This is a genomic window from Rhodanobacter denitrificans (assembly GCF_003335105.1).
Taxonomy (GTDB): domain Bacteria; phylum Pseudomonadota; class Gammaproteobacteria; order Xanthomonadales; family Rhodanobacteraceae; genus Rhodanobacter; species Rhodanobacter denitrificans_A.
The window spans coordinates 1-21,297 of the sequence record NZ_QFWQ01000001.1; the positions used below are offsets into that span (position 1 = coordinate 1).

Below are 21,297 nucleotides of genomic sequence, written 5' to 3' on the forward strand. Positions count from 1 at the left end.
GCAGAATCGGGGTAGAACCCGGTCAGCGGTGCCTTGTTGCTCTTCGCTGGCGGTGCAGCCTTGGAGCTATGGTTTTGGGCTCGCATCTTTACCCGTCGCCGTGGGCCTAACCACTCGTCCAAGCGGACGTGCGAAAAGTCGCACGCCGCTTAACTCCAGCGTTAGGTGTCATAGGATGTTTAGCCCTCAAAAATTGCGTGCCGACTTCAATGGGCTGTTCGGTGACATCCTTTGTCTCTCCCACAGCGATGTGGCACTAGACGAGAGCGGCAATGAGGTGAGGCTAGCCGAAGGTATGCTCGTTGAAGCCTTCGACGATGACTTGGACGAGCATGGCAACAAAGACAATCTCATTGCCTACGGCGTGGTAGCTCGGTCGCCAGAGGCCCTGCGTTGCAACGGATCACGTTGGTCTCTCCAGATAGACAGTCGAGGTGTTTTCCACGAGTCGGATCGCGGTGGCACCTAACACCTCGTTCAAGACGGACGGCTTCGCCGCCGCTTAACTCCAGCGTTAGGCCACACAGCATAGGGATATCCATGAACGTCAAGAAAGTCATTACATCGGCCGTACTTTCGGTTGCGTCTTTCAGCGTCAAAGCAGCGGAAGTTGCGTCGCAAGCTCAGGATGCGGCCGGTCAAACAGGCGTATCAGCGATTTGGATTCTTGCAAATCTCAGCTACGCCGGCATGCGCGCTCAAAACAGCCCGAGCGCTGGCTGGCGAATTGTGTCATTCCTGTTTGGCTTCCCCGGCACATTTTTGAGTTACCTTGTAGTGGTCGAAGGCGGCGAGCGCGCTTATGGTGTAGACATTCCGAGTCGGAAATAATTGTCGACACCGAAGCCTAGCCACTCATCCAAGCGGTCAGCTGCGGCGCCGCTTAACTCCAGCGTTAGGCGCCACAAAAAATGATTTTGCACGCCGAAACCGTCGAGTCCATCTTTGGGTACTGGCCCGAGTTTTCGGATGGCCGTATCGAGCTCTTCTCGTTCGAGCGGCCCGGCATCATCTGCCTAAGAATTTCCTACATCGACTCCAACATTCAAAAGGCGGCGGTCGTCAGCCTTCGGTTCTCGGGCGTTACCGACATAGATCTCTCGGAGCTTCGCTCCGAGAACATTGTCGACGCCCTACGCATCTCCTCCGAACTCCCTGCTGTCGTTACAATCGAGGGCTGCTACGGTTTTTGCGGCACCTTCAAGTGCACCTCGGCAGAAGTTGCAGGTGTGGTGCCTAACAACTCGTTCAAGGCGGCTTCGCCGCCGCTCAACTCCAGCGTTAGGCGGCCAGACTCTATGAACTCTAGCGCGATCCGAATCATCGAAAACGCCAACCTCACGTTGACCTCGAGCATTTATTGGCTCTTTGGCAGCACGGTAGCCTTAGTCGCTACGTTCCTCGGCGGAGTGGCGCCTCTTCCTTTTCTCGCCTGCTCGCTCGGTCTTGGCGTAGCTTCGTTCGCCGTCATCTTGCTCGCTTGGCGTTTTCGCTCTTCCTTGCTTAACGGCCTATCAATTGGTCTATGGATCGTGGGCTATGTCGAGCTCGGGCGAAGCTTCAAACTGGGGCTCGGGGCCTGGTTGTTACAAGGTTTCCTGCTTTCATTGTCCGTGGCCGCTTTATTGTTTGTTCTTGCCAATCCGTTCATTCGCAGGTTCTGCCGCCTTCCAACTTCAGCGGCCTAGCTACTCATCCGAGCGGGCGGCCTCGCCGCCGCTCAACTCCAGCGTCAATACGCAAAGCCACCATGAAAGCGACGTTCACGAAAGGCAAGGGCAAATTCGACAAGCTGACCGTGGAACGTTCCGATGGTTCTATCGACAGCCTCGACTGCCCGAAGCAGCGCATCATTCCACATGACATGGTCCACCTTGCCGTGGAGGGCACGTTGCGGAAGCGCGGCTTCATGGCCCGCGTCAAGGCGGGAGAGCCCGCGAATTTCACCATGCAAGGCGACCACGAAAGCGACGGGGTCGAACGCCTGGTGGAAGTTTTCCAGGGGGATGCCTGGTCCAGTGGAGCCACTCCAATCCCGGAAATGCTTGAGTTGTATCGCGTCACATGCCAGGAGCGGGCCTGTCCCCCTCTCGATCTCTCCATCGAGGACATGCAAGCGATCAGGGCAAGGATCGAAGACCTGGACCGTCAATGGAGCCTGGTTCCTGTCGGCGGATTTCTGGATCTGGTTTTATAGGGCGGTTGCGCTCCGATAATTCGCTCGTGCGGTGGCCACGCCGCTGGTTGACTCCAGCGCTGGGCGCGAGCAGGAGGAGGCACCATGAGCCGGGAATAGTCGGTGCGATCGGACATCTCATCGCGGCCGCAGGCCTCACTCCGACCCTTGCCTTCTGGGCCGTCCAGGTGCGCGATCAGAGCCATGCCAACCATCGCGCTTCGCCTGATCTGCCCGGCACTCGGTGGCCCGAATCGCGCGCCTGACCAAGCGGTCGATCCGGCGCCGCTTCGTGGCCCGGGTCGGGGGTTTCCGCTACGCTCGGCTGGTCTTCGCGCCACGCCGCCGCACGGTTGATCAAGGTGCTGGCGGCCTGCGCATCGACCACGGGCACAAGCGCTCTCGTCCAGGACAAAAGATCCCATGGGTGAAAAGAAACCGGCAGGAAAGTCAGCGCGGAAATCCACTGGAAGCGGTACAGGGGTCGCTTCCCCCTCCGGAGGATTCACGGCGGAGGAACGCGCCGCGATGCGGGAGCGCGCCGGCGAGCTGAGGGCCGCGGCGCGAGGAGCGGATGAAGAGCGCGCCGTACTCGCGAAGATCGCCGCGATGCCCGCTGCGGATCGCGCCATGGGTGAACGGCTCCATGCCATCATCCGTGCTGCCGCGCCAGGGCTCGCGCCGAAACTCTGGTACGGGATGCCCGCCTATGCGAAAGGCGGCAAGGTCGTCTGCTTCTTCCAGGGCGCACAGAAATTCGGGACACGCTATGCAACCCTCGGCTTCAGCGACCAGGCAACCCTCGATGAGGGCCGCATGTGGCCCACGGCCTTCGCGCTGAAGGAGCTGGCCGCCGCCGACGAGGCCCGTATCCGCGAGCTGCTGCAGCGGGCGGTGCGCTGAAGAATCCTGTTGCGCGGGTTCGGCCGGCGATCGGATCGCGCCTTTCCGAAGCATGTAGCCTTGTTGTTTATGCATCGACTTAACCTGCCGGCGTGCAGGCTGGAAAATGAACCCGATGCCCGGCATGTTGGCGAAGCGCCGCGACTGCCGCGTACGCCGGGCCGCGATACCCGCCCGCCCCATGGAGAACGCGATCACCATGCCGACACCCAGCTCGGATGCCCTGGTTTTTTTCGGCGCCACCGGCGACCTGGCCTACAAGAAGATCTTTCCGGCACTGCAGGCGATGATGCTGCGCGACGGGCTTGATCTGCCGATCATCGGCGTGGCGCACTCCGGCTGGAACGTGGAGCAGCTGCGCCAGCGCGCCCACGACAGCCTGGCGCAGGCGGCGAAGGAGCAGGGCGGCGAGGTCGACGAGGCCGCCTTCGCGCGGCTGGCGGCGCGCCTGCAGTATGTCGATGGCGACTACAACGACCCGGCCACGTTCGCGCAGCTGAAGCAGGCGCTGGGCGCGGCGCAGCGCCCGCTGCACTACCTGGCGATCCCGCCCAAGCTGTTCGGAGTGGTGGCGAAGAACCTGCAGCAGGCCGGCTGCGCCGACGGTGCGCGGATCGTGGTGGAGAAGCCGTTCGGCCGCGACCTGGCCTCGGCACAGGCACTCAACCGCACGCTGCACGAGGTGTTCCCGGAGTCGGCGATCTTCCGCATCGACCACTACCTGGGCAAGGAGCCGGTGCAGAACCTGCTGTATTTCCGCTTCGCCAACACCGTGCTGGAGCCGGTGTGGAACAACCGCTATGTGGACCGCGTGCAGATCACCATGGCCGAGCAGTTCGGCGTGGACGGGCGCGGCGCGTTCTACGAGGGCGTCGGCGCGATCCGCGACGTGCTGCAGAACCACCTGCTGCAGGTGACCTCGCTGCTGGCGATGGACGCGCCGATCGGCGGCGGCCCGGAAGCGTTGCGCGCGGAGAAGCTGCGGCTGTTCCGCGCGATGCGCCCGCTCGACCCGGCCGAGGTGGTGCGCGGCCAGTTCGAGGGCTACCGCGAGGTCGACGGCGTGGCCGCCGATTCCAACGTGGAGACCTTCGTGGCGCTGCGCCTTTACATCGACACCTGGCGCTGGGCCGGCGTGCCGTTCCACATCCGCGCCGGCAAGCGGCTGCCGCTCACCACCACCGAGGTGATGGTGGACATGAAGGCGCCACCGCTGTCGGTGTTCGACGGGATCGGCGCGGCGCAGTCGAATTATTTCCGCTTCCGGGTCAACCCCGAGGTGATCATCGCCACGGGCATGCGGGTGAAGCAGCCCGGCGAGGAGATGCGCGGGGAGCCGGTGGAGCTGGTCATGCGGCATGACCTGGCACCGGAGAAGTCGCCGTACGAGCGCCTGCTCGGCGACGCGATCCGCGGCGACAACGCGCTGTTCACCAGCGACGAATGCGTGGAGGCGGCGTGGGCGGTGGTGGACCGCGTGCTTGCCCACGAGGGCGCGGTGGACGTCTACGAACCGGGCAGTTGGGGCCCGGCCGCAGCCGATCGCATCGCGGGCGACGAAGGCTGGCAGGACCCGCGGGCGGAGGAGGGCAAGCCATGCTGAGCCACCCCGCCGCCGAAGCCGCCGCGGTGGTGTTCCTGCTCGACGTGGACAACACCCTGCTCGACAACGACCGTTTCGGCGCCGACCTCGGCGCCACCCTGGAGGCGGCGTTCGGCGCCGGCGAACGCGCACGCTACTGGGCGATCTACGAGGAACTGCGCGAGCAGTGCGGCTTCGCCGACTACCTCGGCGCCCTGCAGCACTTCCGCGCCGGCCTGGACAACGACCCGTCGCTGCTGCAGATGTCCGGCTACCTGCTGGACTATCCGTTCGCCGACCGGCTGTACCCGCATGCGCTGGAGACGGTGGCGCACCTGCGTACGCTGGGGCCCACCGCGATCCTGTCCGACGGCGACGTGGTGTTCCAGCCGCACAAGATCCGCCGCGCCGGGCTGTGGGCTGCGCTGGACGGCGAGGTGCTGATCTACGTGCACAAACAGCAGATGCTGGTGGCGATGCAGCAACGCTACCCCGCCGCGCATTACGTGATGGTGGACGACAAGCCGCAGATCCTGGCCGCGATGAAGCAGCACCTGGGCCGCAAGCTCACTACCGTGTTCGTGCGCCAGGGCCACTACGCGGCCGCCAGCGCCGACGAAGCCATCGCACCGGCGCCGGACCTCACGATCGCGTGCATCGGCGATCTGCGCCGGCGTAAGCTTGAAGACTTCCTGCCGAGCGCGCCCGCGATCAGCCTGCCGGCAGACTGAACCTACCGCATCGATCGAACCGGAAACACGGAGCAAGCATGAAAGCAACCCGTCAACTGCACGACCTCGGCCAGAGCCTGTGGCTGGACAACATCACCCGCACCCTGCTCGACGACGGCACGCTGGCGCGCTACATCGCCGAGGACTCGGTCACCGGGCTGACCTCGAATCCCAGCATCTTCGACGCGGCGATCGGCAACGGCGATGCCTACGACGCCGGCATCCATGCCAAGACGCTGGCCGGACTGAGCGGCGAGCCGCTGTTCACCGAGCTGGCGCTGGAAGACCTGCGCCGCGCCGCCGACCTGTTCAGACCGGTGTTCGACGCCACCGGCCAGGTCGACGGCTGGGTCTCGATGGAGGTCTCGCCGCTGCTGGCCGCCGACACCGCCGGCTCGATCGCGGCGGCGCGCCACATCCACCATCAGGGCCAGCGCGACAACCTGTTCGTGAAGATTCCCGGCACCCCCGAAGGCGTGCCGGCGATCGAGGAGGCGATCTTCCTCGGCATTCCGATCAACGTGACCTTGCTGTTCTCGTGCGAGCAGTACCAGGCCTCCGCCGAGGCCTACCTGCGCGGCATCGAGCGCCGCATCGCCGCCGGGCTCGATCCGCGCGGAAGCTCGGTCGCCTCGCTGTTCGTCAGCCGCTGGGACGTAGCGGCCAACAAGCAGCTGCCGGACGAGCTGCACAACAAGCTGGGCATCGCGGTAAGCCAGCAGACCTATCGCGCCTACCGCGAACTGCTGGCGTCGAAGCGCTGGCAGAAGCTCGCCGCCGCCGGCGCCCGGCCGCAGCGCCTGCTGTGGGCCAGCACCGGCACCAAGGACCCGTCCGCGCCGGACACGCTGTACATCGGCGCGCTGGCCGCGCCGGATACCATCAATACGATGCCGGAGAAGACCCTGCACGCGTTCGGCGACCACGGCCAGCTGCACGGCGTGCTGTCCGATGACGGCGGCGACGCGGATGCGGTGCTGGCGCAGATCGCCAAGGCCGGCGTGGACATCGACGCGCTGGCGCTGAAGTTGCAGCAGGACGGCGCCGACGCGTTCGTCAAATCGTGGAACCAGCTGCTGCAGCGGATCGCCGACAAGGCCGGCGCGTTGGCCGAGAAATCCAAGGGGCCCGCCCTGCCATGAGCGAACCTCGACTCACCCGCCTGCCGCAATGGCAGGCGCTGCAACGTCACGCCGGCACGATCGGCCACAAGCACCTGCGCGAGCTGTTCGCCGCCGATCCGCACCGCGGCGAACAGCTTGTGGCCGAGGAGGTCGGCCTGTACCTCGACTATTCCAAGCAGCGCGTCGACGCCGACACGCTGCACTTGCTGCGCGAGCTGGCCGCGGCCTGCCAGCTGCCGCAGCGGATCGCCGCGATGTTCCGCGGCGAGCGCATCAACACCACCGAGAACCGCGCCGTGCTGCACGTGGCGCTGCGCGCGCCGGCGGGCGAGAAGATCCTCGTCGACGGCCACGACGTGGTGGCGGACGTGCACGCGGTGCTCGACCGCATGGCCGCGTTTGCCGACCGCGTGCGCAGCGGCGCGTGGCTGGGCCACGACGGCCGGCGCATCCGCAACGTGGTCAGCATCGGCATCGGCGGCTCGGACCTCGGCCCGGTGATGGCGTACGAAGCGCTGCGCGCGTACAGCCGTCGCGACATGGCGTTCCGCTTCGTCTCCAACGTGGACGGCACCGACTTCGCCGAGGCGGTGCGCGACCTGGACGCGGCCGAGACGCTGTTCATCGTCTGCTCGAAGACCTTCACCACGCTGGAGACGCTGGCCAACGCGCACGCCGCGCGTGCATGGAGCGTGGCCGCACTGGGCGACGAGCGCGCGGTGGCGAAGCATTTCGTCGCCGTCTCCACCAACGCCGCCGAAGTCGCGAAGTTCGGCATCGACACCGCCAACATGTTCGGCTTCTGGGACTGGGTGGGCGGGCGCTATTCGATGGATTCGGCGATCGGCCTGTCCACCATGCTGGCGATCGGCCCGGAGCATTTCCGCGCGATGCTGGCCGGCTTCCACGCGATGGACGAGCATTTCCGGCACGCGCCGTTCGAGCGCAACCTGCCGGTGCTGATGGGCCTGCTGGCCGTGTGGAACAACAACTTCCTCGACGCCGCCAGCGTCGCGGTGCTGCCGTACGAGCAATACCTGAAGCGTTTCCCGGCGTATCTGCAGCAGCTGACCATGGAGAGCAACGGCAAGCGCGTCACGCTGGATGGCGCCGCGGTGGACTACGCCACCGGGCCGATCTACTGGGGCGAGCCGGGCACCAACGGCCAGCACTCGTTCTACCAGCTGCTGCATCAGGGCACGCGGATCGTGCCGTGCGACTTCATCGGCTTCGGCCAGAGCCTGAACCCCTTGCCCGTACAAGGCGGCGGCGACCAGCACGACCTGCTGATGGCGAACCTGATCGCCCAGGGCGAGGCGCTGGCGTTCGGCAAGACCGCGAAGGAAGTGCGCGCCGCCGGCACCGATGCGGCCCTGGCCCCGCACCGCACGTTCCCCGGCAACCGCCCCAGCAGCACCCTGCTCGCGCCGAAGCTCACCCCGCATGCGCTGGGCACCCTGATCGCGTTGTACGAGCACAGCGTGTTCGTACAGGGCGTGATCTGGGACATCGACTCGTTCGACCAGTGGGGCGTGGAACTGGGCAAACAGCTGGCCAAGACCACCATCGCCGAGCTGACCGCGCCCGATGAGCCCACGCTCGCGCATGACAGCTCCACCAATACCCTGATACGCCGCTATCGCCAGCTGCGCGAGAGCCAGACAACGGAAGGTCCATGAGCCAGAAGATCAGCCCCCTAGCCGGCAAGCCGGCACCCAAGTCGATCCTGGTCGACGTTCCGCAGCTGCTGGCCGCCTACGCGGACCTGAAGCCCGATCCCGCGGTGCCGGCGCAGCGGGTGGCGTTCGGCACCTCCGGCCATCGCGGCAGCTCGTTCGAGCGCAGCTTCAACGAGGCGCACATCCTGGCGATCAGCCAGGCGATCTGCGAGTACCGCAAGGGCAAGGGCATCGACGGCCCGCTGTTCATCGGCGCCGACACCCATGCGCTGTCGCAGCCCGCGTTCGAGAACGCGCTGGAGGTGCTGGCCGCGAACGGCGTGCAGGCGATGATCTCCAGCGGCGGCGAGTACACGCCCACGCCGGCGGTGTCGCACGCGATCCTGGTCTACAACAAGGGCCGCACCAGCGGCCTCGCCGACGGCATCGTGATCACGCCCTCGCACAACCCGCCGGACAACGGCGGCTTCAAGTACAACCCGACGAACGGCGGCCCCGCCGACAGCGACATCACCAAATGGGTGGAGAACCGCGCCAACGCGCTGCTCGAAGGCGGCCTGAAGGACGTGCGGCGGATGCCATACGCGCAGGCGCGCAAGGCGGCCGGCACGCACGAGCACGACTATCTCAATAGCTACATCGCCGATCTGGCGAACATCGTCGACTTCGACGTCATCCGCGGCGCCGGCGTGCACATGGGCGTCGACCCGCTGGGCGGCGCCGGCGTGCACTACTGGGCGCCGATCGCCGAACGCTACAAGCTCGACCTCACCGTGGTCAGCGAGGCGGTGGACCCGCAGTTCGCCTTCATGAGCGTGGACTGGGACGGCAAGATCCGCATGGACCCGTCGTCGAAGTACGCGATGCAGCGGCTGATCGGCCTGAAGGACCGCTACGACGTGGCGTTCGCCTGCGACACCGATCATGACCGCCACGGCATCGTCACCCGCAGCAGCGGGCTGATGGAGCCGAACCATTACCTGTCGGTGCTGATCGACTACCTGTTCCGTCACCGGCCGCAGTGGGGCGCGCATGCGGCGGTGGGCAAGACCGTGGTCAGCACCGCGCTGATCGACCGCGTGGCGAAGCGGCTGCAGCGCAAACTCTACGAAGTGCCGGTCGGCTTCAAGTGGTTCGCGCCCGGCCTGTTCGACGGCTCGCTCGGCTTCGGCTGCGAGGAAAGCGCGGGTGCCTCGCTGCTGCGCCGCGACGGCAGCGCATGGGCCACCGACAAGGACGGCCTGGTGCCGGCGCTGCTGTCGGCCGAGATCACGGCACGCGAGGGCAAGGACCCGGGCGAGCTGTATGCCCAGCTGACGAACGAACTCGGCAAGCCGTTCGCCAGCCGCGTCGACGCCGCGGCCACGCCGGCGCAGAAGGCGAAGCTGGCGAAGCTGTCGCCCGACCAGTTGAAGGGCGACCGGCTCGCCGGCGAGACCATCGAGCAGGTGCTGGACAAGGCGCCCGGCAATGGCGCCGCGATCGGCGGGATCAAGGCGATCACCGCCAGCGGCTGGTTCGCCGCGCGGCCGTCCGGCACTGAGGCGATCTACAAGGTCTACGCCGAAAGCTTCAAGGACGAGCAACACCTGCAGAACCTGCTCGACGAGGCGCAGAAAATCGTCGACGCCGCCATCGCGTAGGGCGGGCACCGCCCGCCGGCTGTTGGCCTGCCGCCGACCCGATGGCGGGCAGTGCCCGCCCTACGGTCGCATCGCATCCATTCCATCGGAGAATCATCATGTCCCACGACCTCGACCAGTCATGCATCGACCTGCTGCGCTTCCTGTCGGTGGACATGGTGCAGCACGCGAACAGCGGCCACCCCGGCCTCCCGCTGGGCGCCGCGCCGCTGGCGTACGCGCTGTGGACCCATCAGCTGAAGCACAACCCCGCCAATCCGCACTGGCCCGACCGCGACCGCTTCGTGCTCTCTGCCGGCCACGGCTCGGCGCTGCTGTACAGCCTGCTGTTTGCCACCGGCTACGACCTCTCGCTGGACGACCTCAAGCAGTTCCGCCAGTGGGGCAGCAGGACGCCCGGGCACCCCGAATACGGCCACACGCCGGGCGTGGAGATCACCACCGGCCCGCTCGGCCAAGGCCTGGCGAACGCGGTGGGCATGGCGATCGGCGAGGCGCACCTGGCCGCGCGCTACAACCGCGACAGCCACAGCGTGGTCGACCACCGCACCTGGGCCATCGTCAGCGACGGCGACCTGATGGAAGGCGTGGCCAGCGAAGCCGCCTCGCTGGCCGGGCACCTGAAGCTCGGCAAGCTGATCTGCCTGTACGACGACAACTACGTCACTCTCGCCGGCGGCACCGACATCACCTTCTCGGAGGATCGCGCGAAGCGCTTCGAGGCGTATGGCTGGCAGACCCTCAGGGTGGCCGACGGCAACGACCTGGCGGCAATCGAGGCCGCACTCGAAGCCGCCCGCGCCGACAGCACCCGGCCCTCGCTGATCCTGGTGCACACGCACATCGGCTACGGCTCGCCCGAGCAGGATACGTTCAAGGCGCACGGCTCGCCGCTGGGCGTCGAGGACGTCAGGAAGACGAAGGAGAAGCTGGGCTGGCCGGTCGAACCGGACTTCCTGCTGCCGGCGCCGGCGCTCAAGCACCTGCGCCAGGCGCTGGATCGCGGCGTGGAGGCCGAACGCGCCTGGAACAGCCGCATGGACGTCTATACCCAGGCGTTCCCCGAGCTGGCCGCCGAGTTGCAAGGCCGCCTGGATGGCGAACTGCCGGCGGGCTGGGACGCGGACATCCCGGTGTTCCCCGCCGACGCCAAGGGCCTCGCCACCCGCGTCGCCGGCGGCAAGGTGATGAACGCGATCGCGCCAAAACTGCCCGCGCTTGGCGGCGGCTCGGCCGACCTCGATCCGTCCACCCACACTGCGCTGAAGGACCTGGGCGACTTCAATCCGCCGCTGCTGCCGGGCGAGGACAGTCAGGGATCGGACGGCGGCGGCTGGAGCCACGCCGGCCGCAACCTGCACTTCGGCGTGCGCGAGCATGCGATGGGCGCGATCACGAACGGGCTGGCCGTGCACGGCGGCTTCGTTCCCTACGGCTCGACCTTCCTGATCTTCTCCGACTACATGCGCCCGGCGATCCGCCTGGCTGCGCTGATGGGCGTGCACGTGGTGCACGTGTTCACCCACGACAGCGTGGCGCTGGGCGAGGACGGCCCCACCCACCAGCCGGTGGAACAGCTGGCCAGCCTGCGCGCGATCCCCAACCTCACCGTGATCCGCCCCGGCGATGCCAACGAGACCGCGGTGGCGTGGAAGGTGGCGCTGGAAACGAAGAAACGGCCGGTGCTGCTGGCGCTGACCCGGCAGGACGTGCCTACACTGGACCGCAGCCGCTACGCCGACGCCAACGGCTTGCGCCGGGGCGCGTACGTGCTGAGCGACGCGCCGGACGGCAAGCCGTCACTGATCCTGATCGCCAGCGGCTCCGAGGTGGGCCTGATCGTCGCCGCCGCCGGGCAGCTGCAGGCCAAGGGCATCGCCGTGCGCTGCGTGTCGATGCCGAGCTGGGAACTGTTCGACGCCCAGCCGCAGGCCTATCGCGACAACGTGCTGCCGCCCGATGTCCCGGCGCGGCTGGCGGTGGAACTGGGCACCTCGCAGGGCTGGCACCGCTACGTCGGCCCGCACGGCGACATGCTCGGCATCGACCACTTCGGCGCCTCCGCCCCGGCCGAGGTGCTGCTGCGCGAATTCGGCTTCACGGTGGACAACGTGGTGAAACGCGCCAGCGCACTGCTGGCGCGCTGACATCTTCAGTTGCGCGACTGCAGTTTCGACAGCAGGCGCAGCAGCTCCAGGTACAGCCAGACCAGGGTGACCACCAGCGCGAACGCGCCGTACCATTCCATGTACTTCGGCGCGCCTTGCTGGGCGCCGGTTTCGATCAGGTCGAAGTCGAGGATCAGGTTCAGCGCGGCGATCACCACCACCACCGCGCTGAACGCGATGCCGATGCCGCTGCTGCCGTTGATGAAACCGATCGAGTGGCCGAAGAAGCCCATCGCGAAGTTGACCAGGTACAACAGCATGATGCCGCCGGTGGCGGCGACGATGCCCAGCTTGAACTTCTCGGTGGCGCGGATCAGCCCGCTGCGATAGGCCAGCAGTAGCGCGGCCATGGTGCCGAAGGTCAGTCCCACCGCCTGCATCACGATGCCGGGGTAGCGCATCTCGAAGATCGCCGACAGCGCGCCGATGAACAACCCTTCCGCCACCGCGTACAGCGGCGCGGTGAACGGCGCCCAGGTCTTCTTGAACACGGTGACCAGGCCCAGCACCAGGCCGCCGATGGCGCCGACCAGCACCAGCGGCATCACCGCCGGCAGGCTGTCCGGACCGGCGAACCGGCTCCAGCTGACCATCGCGCCGACCAGCACCAGGAGCAGCAGCAGGCCGGTCTTGTTGACCGTGCCGTTGATCGTCATCACCTCGTCGCCGCGCGTGACGACGGCACCACTGGCCGCGTCGAGGAAGGTGTTCTTGTTGAGCGCCGGATTGCCGCTTTGCATGACCGTCTCCCGTGGATTGCCGCCATCGTAGCGGCTTTGCCGCCGCCCTGCGCCAATCTGCCGTTGCGCCGCCGTGCGCAAACTACGCGACAATGGCCACCTGTCGAACGCCGCGGAGCCCCGATGAGCCTTTCCACCCTGCGTATCGCCACCCGCAAGAGCGCGCTCGCGCTGTGGCAGGCCGAGCACGTCGCCACACTGCTGCGCGCGGCGCATCCGGGACTGGCGGTGGAACTGGTGCCGATGAGCACGCGTGGCGACGAGATCCTCGACCAGCCACTGGCCACCATCGGCGGCAAGGGATTGTTCCTGAAGGAACTGGAAGTGGCGATGCTGGAAGGCCGCGCCGACCTCGCCGTGCATTCGCTGAAGGACGTGCCGGCGCAGCTGGAGCCGGGTTTCGTGCTGCCGGCGATCCTGCCGCGCGCGGACGCCGCCGACGCCTTCGTCAGCAACCACTGCGCCGACCTCGCCGCGCTGCCGCCGGGCGCGCGGGTGGGCACCTCCTCGCTGCGCCGGCAGGCGCAATTGCGCGCGCTGCGGCCGGACCTGGTGCTGCTGGACCTGCGCGGCAACGTGGGCACCCGGCTGGCCAAGCTCGACGCCGGCACCTACGACGCGATCGTGCTGGCCTGCGCCGGACTGGAGCGGCTCGGCCTGGCCGCGCGCATCCGCTCGCGGCTGGCCGCACCGGACTGGCTGCCGGCGCCGGGCCAGGCGGCGATCGCGATCGAGGCGCGCGCCGACCATCCCGTGGCGCTGGCCCTGCTGGCGGCGCTGGACGACGCCGACACCCGGCTCACGGTGGACGCCGAGCGCGCGATGAACCAGGCGCTGGGCGGCAGCTGCACGGTACCGGTCGGCGCCTGGTGCATGCTGGGCGAACGCGGCCTGCACCTGCGCGGCATGGTCGGCGATGCCGCCAGCGGCCGCCTGCTGCACGCCGAGGCCAGCGGCCCCGGCGACCAGGCGCAGGCACTGGGCCGGCAGGTGGCGGCCGATCTGCTGGCGCAGGGCGCGGGTAGCCTGCTCGGGCTGTGATCGCGCGAACAGCCACGTTCCGCTCTTGCCATGCGACAGAAAAGGCGACGGACGGTGCCCGCCCTACAAAACAAACGGCCCGCCACGCGAGTGACGGGCCGTTGCTGTATCGGTGATACCCGAACTCAGAAGCTGTAGACCAGGTTGGTGGTGGTCAGCGTGTCGGTCTTCTTGGTCTTGGTGGCAGCCACCACGTCGCTGTTGTGGCGCACCTGGAAGCCGACCTTCAGCGCCAGCTTCCGGGTCATGCTGACCGCCACGCCCGCGTCGTTCTGCAGGTAGGTGTTCTTCGAGCCCGCTTCCATCAGGAACGTATCCTCGAACGCGGTGTTGTCGCTCAGCTTGTACTTGTAGTTGACCAGGCCGCGGGCGACCATCTCGCTCTGGGTGGGCTGCCGCTGGCGGGTCTCGACGCCGTTCACCATCAGGTCGAGGTCGGCCGGGCGGTAACGCTTGTAACCGGGGCCGATTTCGAACGACAGCTCGTTGCGCTCGTCCTTCAGCGCGATATAGCCGTAGCCGAGCGAGACGATGCCCTGCCACAGGTTCGCGCCGAAGTCGTCGTGCTCGTAGCGGGCCGCGCCGACGATGTAGCTGCGCGGGTCGAGCTTGAGGCCGACGGAGGCGCCGCCGTCGTAACGGTTCGCGGTGGTGTTGAACTTCTTGATGGTGTTGCCGCTGGAGTCGACCACGGTCTGCTGGCTCTTCGAGCGCAGGCCGTCGAGGAAGAAGGTGTTCTTCCACTGCTCGTTTTCCTGGCTCAGGCCGAGCTTGGCGTTGATGTTCTCCGAACGCGAGTTGCCGGTGGAGGAGGCGAAGCCGAATTCGCCCGAACCGCTCCAGCCGCCGTTGTTGGGCGTGGTGGTATCGGCATCCTGGGCCTGCACGGCGAAACTGGCGAACGCGGCCAGCAGCAGGCCGGCGATCAAGGTCTTTTTCATCGGGAAGGGGATCCAATTGTTAAACAAAGGTAAGGCCGCTACCTTAGCGCGGCGGCTTGAACTTGCAATGAACACCGCCGGCAAGCTGCCCGCGCCACTTTCATCGGATGCCCGGCACATCCGGGAGCGTGCCGGACGATGACGCCAGCCGGCGGCCAGCCGCGCGAGGAGGACGGCATGCACGCCGCGCCGGCGGTGGCGTCGCGGCGACTTGCAGCCGCCACGACCCGCCTCCATGCTACACAACGCCCTCTCCCGACGATATGCCGACGCTTCCATGGATCGCTACGAACGCATACTGACCCTGCACCGGCTGCTGAAGTCGGCGCACTATCCGATTCCGCTGTCGCGTCTGCTCGGCGAGCTGGAGTGCTCGCGCGCCACGCTGTACCGCGACGTGGCGTTTCTGCGCGATGCGCTGGGCGCACCGATCGAGAGCGCCGGCACCGACCAGGCCGCGTTCCGCTATGAAGTGGGCGAGGGCGAGAAGTTCGAGCTGCCTGGGCTGTGGCTGACGTCGGACGAGCTGGCCGCGCTGCTGGCCCTGAACGAGCTGATCAGCCGCTCCGGCCCCGGCGTGCTGGCCGGCGCGCTGGCGCCGTTCAAGGCGCGCATCGAGGGCCTGCTGTCGCACCAGGACAGCGGCAAGGCGCTGCCGATCGAGCGCATCCGCGTGGTCGCCTGGGGCGAGCGCAAGCTCGACCAGCAGGTGTTCCGCATCGTCGCCGGCGCGGTGCTGGAACGCCGGCAACTGCGCTTCCGCTACCGCGCGCGCACCACCAATGCGGACAGCCACCGCACGGTGTCGCCACAGCGGCTGACCCATTACCGCGACAACTGGTACCTCGACGTGTGGGACCACGACCGCCACGCGCTGCGCAGCTTCGCGGTCGACCGCATCGCCGATGCGCAGGCGCTGGATACGGCCGCCACCGACGTGGCCGACGCCGACCTCAACGAGCTGCTCGCCTCCAGCTACGGCATCTTCGCCGGCAAGCCGAAGGCGTGGGCGACGATCCGCTTCTCGCAACACGCCGCGCGCTGGGTCGCCGACGAGCACTGGCACTCGCAGCAGAAGGGCGAATGGCTGCCGGACGGTCGCTACGAGCTGAAGCTGCCGTACTCCAACTCGAAGGAACTGCTGATGGACGTGCTCAAGTACGGCCCGGACGCCGAGGTGGTGGCGCCGCTGTCGCTGCGCGAGGAGATGAAGATCCTGCTGCAGCTGGCGCTGGGCAGCTACCAGCAGTCGCCGCGCTGAGCCGGGATCCGATGGCTTCCACCGATATCGCCGGCGCGGCGCCCGCTGCACGCAAGCCGACCGTGGCGCTGGCGCTCGGCTCCGGCGGCGCGAAGGGGCTGGCGCACATCGGCGTGATCGAGGAGATCGAGGCGCAGGGCTACGCGATCGTGGCGATCGCCGGCACCTCGATGGGCGCCCTGATCGGCGGCATCCACGCCACCGGCCGGCTCGACGTGTACCGCGACTGGGTCTGTGCGCTGGCCAAGCTCGACGTGCTCCGGCTGGTCGACTGGACCTTCAGCGGCGGCGGCCTGATCAAGGGCGACAAGATCATCGGGACCATGCGCGGGCTGGTCGGCGATGCGCTGATCGAGGAGTTGCCGCTGGCGTTCACCGCGGTGGCCACCGACATCGAGCGCGGCCGCGAGGTGTGGCTGAGTCGCGGCGGCCTGTTCGAGGCGATCCGCGCGTCGATCGCGATTCCCACCGTGTTCCGCCCGCACACCATCGACGGCCGCCGGCTGGTCGACGGCGCCCTGCTCAACCCGGTGCCGGTGACCCCGCTGATCCGCGAGAGCGCCGACTACCTCATCGCAGTGAGCGTGGACGGCCCGGCGATGACCATCGTGCCGCCGGAGCCGCCGGTGCACGAGGTGGCCCCGTCGGAAGGCGGTTACCGCCAGCGCCTCGGCGAGTTCATCGGCCGCATGCTCCCGCGCGGCGAAAGCCGCCAGCGCGAGCCGGGCACGCTCGAACTGCTGACCCAGTCGATGGATCTGATGCAGGCGAACCTGTCGCGCCTGCGCCTGGCCGCATACGCGCCGGACCTGCTGATCCAGCTGCCGCACGACATGGCGCTCGCCTACGAGTTCTATCGCGCGCGCGAACTGATCGAACTCGGCCGTGCGCAGGCGCGCGCGGCGCTGGCAAGCTGGCCTCGCGCCGGCACGCCGCAGCGCGAGGCCTGAATCGCGCCTCAGCGCGGACCGTGCGTGTGCAACCAGTTGTCCAGATACGCCTTCAGCGCCACCGCGTTGTTGTGCTCCTCGTCGTGCGCGCCGAAGAGCAGGGTGACGTGGTGCCGCGCGGCGCGCTCGGCCAGCGGCTGCCAGTACTCGGCCAGCGCATCCAGCTCGCTCGCGTAGCGGTGGCGGAAACCGTCCCACAATGCCGGGTCGTGGCCGAACCACTGGCGCAGGGCGGTCGACGGCGCCAGCTCCTTCGCCCACAGGTCCAGCGGCACCGCCTCCTTCTTCAGGCCGCGCGGCCACAGCCGGTCGATCAGCACGCGATAACCATCGGCTTTCGCGGCCGGTTCGTAGACACGCTTGACACTGATGCTCATGGGAGCCTCCCTGAAAGGAAGATCCCCAGCATACGACTGCCGGATCGGCGCGGCGTGATCCGGGTCAGGATTCCCGACTCAGAGCTCCTCGACCCTGGTCACCTTGCCGCGGCGCATCAGCCACGCCACGCCGCGCAGGTCGGCCAGGCCCACCCACAGCCGGTCCAGCATGCCGTACTTGGACACGCCGGCGGTACGCGGGCGGTGGCCCACCGGCACGCTCTGGCTCTGGAAACCGGCGCGCTTGACCAGCGCCGGCAGATAGCGATGCATATGGTCGAAGTAGGGCAGGCGCAGGAACACCTCGCGCTCGAACAGCTTCAGGCCGCAACCGGTGTCCGGGGTGGCGTCCCTGAGCATGCGCGAGCGCACCGCGTTGGCGATCTTCGAGGAGATGCGCTTGTTGAAACTGTCGCGGCGGGTGGTGCGCCAGCCGGCGAACAGCCGCGTTTCGGCCGGGGCCGCGGCGCGCGCGGCGAGCAGTTTCGGAATGTCGGCCGGATCATTCTGGCCGTCGCCGTCCAGCGTGGCGATCCACGGCGAGGCCGCCGCACGCACGCCGTTCCACACCGCCGTGCTCTGTCCGCTGCGGGTGACGTGGTGCAGCACGCGCAGCTCCGGGTGCAGCGCCTTCTGCGCGGCCAGCACGGCGCGGCTGTCGTCGCTGGAATCATCGTCGACGTAGACCACCTCGTAATCGACCGTGCCGCGCAGCGCGGCGGCGATCTCGGCCAGCAGTGGCGGGATGTTGTCGCGCTCGTTGAACACCGGGACGACGACGGAGAGTTGCGGCATGGGGCGGGCCTTTCGCAAGTGCAGATGCTGCACGCAGCGCAGCAGGAGCGCAGTTTAGCAACACGCGTCCGTCAGCGATTTGTAGGGCGGGCACCGCCCGCCGCTTTTGGCGCGGCGTGTCGGAAAACCGGCGGGCATTGCCCGCCCTACGAAGCGACGACGGCGGGGCTCAGCGGATCTTGCCGAGGATGCCTTCCAGCTCGTCGTTGCTGTGGTAGTGGATGACCAGCTTGCCGTGGCCGCCGCGACCCAGGGCCAGTTCGACCCGGGTAGCCAGGCGTTCGGCCAGTTCGCGCTCCAGCGCGGCGATGTTCGGATCGCGCGCGGGCGGGTGCTTGGCCTTGCCCTTTGGTGCGGTCTGCGCGCGGCGCGCGGCTTCCTCCAGTTCGCGCACCGACCAGCCCAGCGTCGAGGCTTGGCGCGCCAGCGGCACGGCGATGGATTCTTCCAGGGTCAGCAGGCAGCGGGCGTGGCCCATCTCCAGCTTGCCGTCGTCGAGCAGGCGCCGGATGGGCTCCGCCATCTCGGTCAGCCGCAGCATGTTCGACACCGACGCGCGCGAACGGCCGACCGCGTCGGCGGCCTGCTGGTGGGTAAGCTCGAAGTCGTCGATCAGCCGCTTCAGCGCATCGGCTTCCTCCAGCGGGGTGAGGTCCTGGCGCTGGATGTTCTCGATCAGCGCCATCGCCGGCACCGCCGCCTCCGGCACGGCCTTCACCAGTGCCGGCAGTTCGCCCAGCTGGGCGCGCTGCGCCGCGCGCCAGCGGCGTTCGCCGGCGATCAGCTCGTAGCTGTCCTTGCCGATCTCGCGCACCACCACCGGCTGGATCAGGCCCTGCGCCTTGATCGAGGCGGCCAGCTCGTCCAGCGCCTCGTCGTTCCAGTGCCGCCGCGGCTGGTACTTGCCGGGCTGGATCTGCTGGATCGGCAGCACGCGCAGTTCGCCTTCCTGCGTCAGCACCGACGGCGCGGCGTCGCCGTCACCGCCGAGCAGGGCGTCCAGCCCGCGTCCCAATCCACGTTTTTTCGCAGCTGCCATGCCTTATTCCTGATGGTTGGCGGCCGGCGCCTTGAGCGTCGGGCCGCTGTCGCCGTGCACGGGTGATTCGATGTCGTCGACCGGATCGGGCGGCGCGCTGCGCGGCAGCCCGCGCTCGCGCCGGATCACCTCGCCGGCCAGGCCGATGTAGGCGATCGCGCCGCGCGAGCTGCGGTCGTACAGGTGGATCGGCTGGCCGTGGCTGGGTGCCTCGGCCAGGCGCACGTTGCGCGGGATGATCGAGCGCAGCACCTTGTCGCCGAAGTGCTGGGTGAGCTGGGCGGAAACCTCGTTGCCGAGGTTGTTGCGCACGTCGTACATGGTGCGCAGCAGGCCTTCGATCTCCAGCTGGGGGTTCAGCCGGTGGCGCACCGCCTTGATCGTGTCGAGCAGGCTGGACAGGCCTTCCAGCGCGAAGTATTCGCACTGCACCGGGATCAGCACGCCGTCGGCCGCGGTCAGCGCGTTCAGCGTGAGCAGGTTCAGCGACGGCGGGCAGTCGATCAGGATGGTGTGGTAGTCGGCCGCGATCTTCGCCAGCACCTCCTTCAGCCGGTGCTCGCGCGCCAGCGCGTCCATCAGCTTCAGCTCGGCCGCGGTGAGGTCGCCGTTGCCCGGCAAGAGGTCGTAGTGCGCGTCGGTGGGCACGATCGCCGCGGCGATCTCCATTTCCTCCAGCAGCACCTCGCAACCGCTCGCCCTGATGTCGCGCTTGTTGATGCCCGAGGCCATCGTGGCATTGCCCTGCGGATCGAAGTCGACCAGCAATACCTTGCGCTTCGCGGCGGCCAGCGCAGCAGCGAGATTGACGGCAGTGGTGGTCTTGCCGACGCCGCCCTTCTGGTTGGCGACAGCGATGATGCGGGCCATGGATGGATAGCTACCGTACGCGTGGAGTGGGCTAGTGTAATGCCTCGCCCAGCCGTGCGCTGCCCGCGCTCAGGCGCCGATCCGCGCCCCGCCGGCGGCGTCGAACAGGTGCAGCCGTTCGGCCGCCAGACCCAGCGGCAGCGTGTCGCCCGGCTCGGGCAGGGCCCGCGGCGGCACCCGCGAGACCAGTGCCTGGCCGCCGTAACGCAGGTTGAGGAACACTTCGTTGCCGACCGGTTCGAGCACCTCCAGCCGGGCGTGGAAGGCGGCCTCGCCGGTCTCCCGCGGCTGCAGGTGTTCCGGGCGGATGCCCAGCACCACCTCGCGGTCGCGCCACGGCTGCCATGCCGTCGCTTGCGGCGGCTCACCCAGCGCGATGGCGCCGTGGGCGGTAGCCAGTGTCCAGCCGCGGTCGTGGCGCAGGGTGCCGCGCAGCTGGTTCATCGCGGGGCTGCCGACGAAGCCGGCCACGAACAGGTTGGCGGGCCTTTCGTACAGCGCCATCGGCGTATCGATCTGCTGGATCACCCCGCCGTCCAATACCACGATGCGCTGGCCCAGGGTCATCGCCTCGATCTGGTCGTGGGTGACGTAGACCATGGTGGCGCCGAGCTGGCGGTGCAGCCGCGCGATCTCCACCCGCATCGACAGGCGCAGCTTGGCGTCCAGGTTGGACAGCGGCTCGTCGAGCAGGAACACCTTGGGATCGCGCACCAGCGCCCGGCCCAGCGCCACGCGCTGGCGCTGGCCGCCGGACAGCGCGGCCGGGCGCGAAGCCAGCCGCGCCTCCAGCTCCAGCGTCTTCGCCGCCGCGGCCACGCGACGGTCGATCTCGGCCTGCTTGTGCCCACGCAGCTTCAGGCCGAAGCCGAGGTTCTCGGCCACCGTCATGTGCGGGTACAGCGCGTAGTTCTGGAACACCATCGCGATGTCGCGATCCTTCGGCGCCACCGCGTTGACCACGCGGCCGTCGATGCTCAGCGTGCCGCCGCTGATCGACTCCAGCCCGGCGATCATCCTCAGCAGGGTGGTCTTGCCGCAACCGGACGGCCCCACCAGCACCAGCAGCTCGCCGTCGGCGATCTCGAAACTGGCGCCGGCCACGCCGACGTGGCCGTTGGGGTAGACCTTGCGCAATTGATCCAGACGTACGGCAGCCATCGGCATCTCCGGTGCGGTTGGCCACGACGGCCGTCCCACGCAGCATGCGCTGGTCTGCACTTCCGCGGGGCATTGGGCTATTCTGCCCATGTAATCGTTTACATCAAGCCTTGCCC

At 68.0% G+C, this 21,297-nt stretch carries 20 protein-coding genes; 13 read left to right on the forward strand and 7 right to left on the reverse strand.

Features of this window, described 5'->3' with window-relative positions; genetic code table 11:
• Nucleotides 1-540: 540 nt before the first annotated feature.
• The 10 genes from DEO45_RS16390 (at nucleotide 541) to tkt (ending at nucleotide 11,985) form a co-directional block, all read left to right on the forward strand.
• The gene (locus DEO45_RS16390) at nucleotides 541-831 is read left to right on the forward strand and encodes a hypothetical protein (RefSeq protein ID WP_147269653.1); all 291 of its coding nucleotides are present in this window, start codon (nucleotides 541-543) and stop codon (nucleotides 829-831) included.
• An 80-nt stretch (nucleotides 832-911) separates the two neighbouring features.
• Nucleotides 912-1,688, forward strand: a complete 777-nt coding sequence (locus tag DEO45_RS00005) for an Imm50 family immunity protein (RefSeq protein ID WP_114340279.1) — start codon at nucleotides 912-914, stop codon at nucleotides 1,686-1,688.
• A 62-nt stretch (nucleotides 1,689-1,750) separates the two neighbouring features.
• The gene (locus DEO45_RS00010; RefSeq protein WP_114340280.1) at nucleotides 1,751-2,197 is read left to right on the forward strand and encodes a hypothetical protein; all 447 of its coding nucleotides are present in this window, start codon (nucleotides 1,751-1,753) and stop codon (nucleotides 2,195-2,197) included.
• A gap of 507 nt (nucleotides 2,198-2,704) precedes the next feature.
• Nucleotides 2,705-3,079, forward strand: a complete 375-nt coding sequence (locus DEO45_RS00015) for an iron chaperone (protein WP_223250720.1) — start codon at nucleotides 2,705-2,707, stop codon at nucleotides 3,077-3,079.
• A 199-nt stretch (nucleotides 3,080-3,278) separates the two neighbouring features.
• The gene (gene zwf / locus DEO45_RS00020; RefSeq protein ID WP_114340450.1) at nucleotides 3,279-4,682 is read left to right on the forward strand and encodes a glucose-6-phosphate dehydrogenase; all 1,404 of its coding nucleotides are present in this window, start codon (nucleotides 3,279-3,281) and stop codon (nucleotides 4,680-4,682) included.
• Nucleotides 4,676-5,392 (forward strand): HAD family hydrolase, encoded by a 717-nt coding sequence (locus tag DEO45_RS00025; RefSeq protein ID WP_114340282.1) that lies wholly within the window; start codon nucleotides 4,676-4,678, stop codon nucleotides 5,390-5,392. The genes zwf and DEO45_RS00025 overlap by 7 nt, the downstream gene beginning before the upstream one ends.
• Nucleotides 5,393-5,430: 38 nt before the next feature.
• A complete protein-coding gene (gene tal, locus DEO45_RS00030) occupies nucleotides 5,431-6,534 on the forward strand; it encodes a transaldolase (RefSeq protein ID WP_114340283.1) in 1,104 nt (367 codons plus the stop codon).
• Nucleotides 6,531-8,195 (forward strand): glucose-6-phosphate isomerase, encoded by a 1,665-nt coding sequence (pgi, locus tag DEO45_RS00035; RefSeq protein WP_114340284.1) that lies wholly within the window; start codon nucleotides 6,531-6,533, stop codon nucleotides 8,193-8,195. The genes tal and pgi overlap by 4 nt, the downstream gene beginning before the upstream one ends.
• The gene (gene pgm / locus DEO45_RS00040; protein WP_114340285.1) at nucleotides 8,192-9,838 is read left to right on the forward strand and encodes a phosphoglucomutase (alpha-D-glucose-1,6-bisphosphate-dependent); all 1,647 of its coding nucleotides are present in this window, start codon (nucleotides 8,192-8,194) and stop codon (nucleotides 9,836-9,838) included. Before pgi ends, pgm begins: the two co-directional genes overlap by 4 nt.
• Nucleotides 9,839-9,936: 98 nt before the next feature.
• Nucleotides 9,937-11,985 carry a transketolase gene (gene tkt / locus DEO45_RS00045; protein WP_114340286.1) on the forward strand — a complete coding sequence of 683 codons (2,049 nt, stop codon included), beginning with the start codon at nucleotides 9,937-9,939 and terminating at the stop codon, nucleotides 11,983-11,985.
• Nucleotides 11,986-11,990: 5 nt separating this feature from the next.
• Here tkt and DEO45_RS00050 read toward each other — a convergent pair whose 3' ends face one another.
• Entirely contained in the window at nucleotides 11,991-12,746 is a 756-nt protein-coding gene (locus DEO45_RS00050; protein WP_114340287.1) for a Bax inhibitor-1/YccA family protein, read from the reverse strand.
• A 123-nt stretch (nucleotides 12,747-12,869) separates the two neighbouring features.
• On the opposite strand from DEO45_RS00050, the gene hemC reads away from it, so the two are divergent.
• The gene (hemC, locus tag DEO45_RS00055; protein WP_114340288.1) at nucleotides 12,870-13,787 is read left to right on the forward strand and encodes a hydroxymethylbilane synthase; all 918 of its coding nucleotides are present in this window, start codon (nucleotides 12,870-12,872) and stop codon (nucleotides 13,785-13,787) included.
• Between the two features lie 125 nt (nucleotides 13,788-13,912).
• Here hemC and DEO45_RS00060 read toward each other — a convergent pair whose 3' ends face one another.
• Nucleotides 13,913-14,728, reverse strand: a complete 816-nt coding sequence (locus tag DEO45_RS00060) for a DUF481 domain-containing protein (RefSeq protein WP_114340289.1) — start codon at nucleotides 14,726-14,728, stop codon at nucleotides 13,913-13,915.
• A 277-nt stretch (nucleotides 14,729-15,005) separates the two neighbouring features.
• Between DEO45_RS00060 and DEO45_RS00065 the strand changes: the two genes are divergently transcribed.
• Nucleotides 15,006-15,989, forward strand: coding sequence for a helix-turn-helix transcriptional regulator (locus tag DEO45_RS00065; RefSeq protein ID WP_114340290.1), 984 nt, complete (start codon nucleotides 15,006-15,008; stop codon nucleotides 15,987-15,989).
• Nucleotides 15,990-16,000: 11 nt separating this feature from the next.
• The gene (locus DEO45_RS00070; RefSeq protein WP_114340291.1) at nucleotides 16,001-16,939 is read left to right on the forward strand and encodes a patatin-like phospholipase family protein; all 939 of its coding nucleotides are present in this window, start codon (nucleotides 16,001-16,003) and stop codon (nucleotides 16,937-16,939) included.
• 8 nt (nucleotides 16,940-16,947) lie between these two features.
• Here the strand turns inward: DEO45_RS00070 and DEO45_RS00075 are convergent, their stop codons facing one another.
• The 5 genes from DEO45_RS00075 to DEO45_RS00095 all read right to left on the reverse strand — a co-directional run bounded on the left by DEO45_RS00075 (nucleotide 16,948) and on the right by DEO45_RS00095 (nucleotide 21,181).
• On the reverse strand, nucleotides 16,948-17,316 hold the full coding sequence (locus DEO45_RS00075; RefSeq protein WP_114340292.1) for a DUF488 domain-containing protein: 369 nt from the start codon (nucleotides 17,314-17,316) through the stop codon (nucleotides 16,948-16,950).
• Nucleotides 17,317-17,394: 78 nt separating this feature from the next.
• The gene (locus tag DEO45_RS00080; RefSeq protein WP_114340293.1) at nucleotides 17,395-18,111 is read right to left on the reverse strand and encodes a glycosyltransferase family 2 protein; all 717 of its coding nucleotides are present in this window, start codon (nucleotides 18,109-18,111) and stop codon (nucleotides 17,395-17,397) included.
• 169 nt (nucleotides 18,112-18,280) lie between these two features.
• The gene (locus tag DEO45_RS00085) at nucleotides 18,281-19,150 is read right to left on the reverse strand and encodes a ParB/RepB/Spo0J family partition protein (RefSeq protein WP_189339636.1); all 870 of its coding nucleotides are present in this window, start codon (nucleotides 19,148-19,150) and stop codon (nucleotides 18,281-18,283) included.
• 3 nt (nucleotides 19,151-19,153) lie between these two features.
• Nucleotides 19,154-20,020: a ParA family protein gene (locus tag DEO45_RS00090; protein WP_114340295.1), complete on the reverse strand. Its 867-nt coding sequence runs from the start codon at nucleotides 20,018-20,020 to the stop codon at nucleotides 19,154-19,156.
• Between the two features lie 69 nt (nucleotides 20,021-20,089).
• Nucleotides 20,090-21,181, reverse strand: coding sequence for an ABC transporter ATP-binding protein (locus DEO45_RS00095; RefSeq protein ID WP_114340296.1), 1,092 nt, complete (start codon nucleotides 21,179-21,181; stop codon nucleotides 20,090-20,092).
• Nucleotides 21,182-21,297: the final 116 nt, after the last annotated feature.

Coding starts and splice junctions, on each gene's coding strand:
- DEO45_RS16390 (WP_147269653.1), top strand. CDS start 541: ATGAACGTCAAGAAAGTCATTACATCGGCCGTACTTTCGGTTGCGTCT.
- DEO45_RS00005 (WP_114340279.1), top strand. CDS start 912: ATGATTTTGCACGCCGAAACCGTCGAGTCCATCTTTGGGTACTGGCCC.
- DEO45_RS00010 (WP_114340280.1), top strand. CDS start 1,751: ATGAAAGCGACGTTCACGAAAGGCAAGGGCAAATTCGACAAGCTGACC.
- DEO45_RS00015 (WP_223250720.1), top strand. CDS start 2,705: ATGCGGGAGCGCGCCGGCGAGCTGAGGGCCGCGGCGCGAGGAGCGGAT.
- zwf (WP_114340450.1), top strand. CDS start 3,279: ATGCCGACACCCAGCTCGGATGCCCTGGTTTTTTTCGGCGCCACCGGC.
- DEO45_RS00025 (WP_114340282.1), top strand. CDS start 4,676: ATGCTGAGCCACCCCGCCGCCGAAGCCGCCGCGGTGGTGTTCCTGCTC.
- tal (WP_114340283.1), top strand. CDS start 5,431: ATGAAAGCAACCCGTCAACTGCACGACCTCGGCCAGAGCCTGTGGCTG.
- pgi (WP_114340284.1), top strand. CDS start 6,531: ATGAGCGAACCTCGACTCACCCGCCTGCCGCAATGGCAGGCGCTGCAA.
- pgm (WP_114340285.1), top strand. CDS start 8,192: ATGAGCCAGAAGATCAGCCCCCTAGCCGGCAAGCCGGCACCCAAGTCG.
- tkt (WP_114340286.1), top strand. CDS start 9,937: ATGTCCCACGACCTCGACCAGTCATGCATCGACCTGCTGCGCTTCCTG.
- DEO45_RS00050 (WP_114340287.1), bottom strand. CDS start 12,746: ATGCAAAGCGGCAATCCGGCGCTCAACAAGAACACCTTCCTCGACGCG.
- hemC (WP_114340288.1), top strand. CDS start 12,870: ATGAGCCTTTCCACCCTGCGTATCGCCACCCGCAAGAGCGCGCTCGCG.
- DEO45_RS00060 (WP_114340289.1), bottom strand. CDS start 14,728: ATGAAAAAGACCTTGATCGCCGGCCTGCTGCTGGCCGCGTTCGCCAGT.
- DEO45_RS00065 (WP_114340290.1), top strand. CDS start 15,006: ATGGATCGCTACGAACGCATACTGACCCTGCACCGGCTGCTGAAGTCG.
- DEO45_RS00070 (WP_114340291.1), top strand. CDS start 16,001: ATGGCTTCCACCGATATCGCCGGCGCGGCGCCCGCTGCACGCAAGCCG.
- DEO45_RS00075 (WP_114340292.1), bottom strand. CDS start 17,316: ATGAGCATCAGTGTCAAGCGTGTCTACGAACCGGCCGCGAAAGCCGAT.
- DEO45_RS00080 (WP_114340293.1), bottom strand. CDS start 18,111: ATGCCGCAACTCTCCGTCGTCGTCCCGGTGTTCAACGAGCGCGACAAC.
- DEO45_RS00085 (WP_189339636.1), bottom strand. CDS start 19,150: ATGGCAGCTGCGAAAAAACGTGGATTGGGACGCGGGCTGGACGCCCTG.
- DEO45_RS00090 (WP_114340295.1), bottom strand. CDS start 20,020: ATGGCCCGCATCATCGCTGTCGCCAACCAGAAGGGCGGCGTCGGCAAG.
- DEO45_RS00095 (WP_114340296.1), bottom strand. CDS start 21,181: ATGGCTGCCGTACGTCTGGATCAATTGCGCAAGGTCTACCCCAACGGC.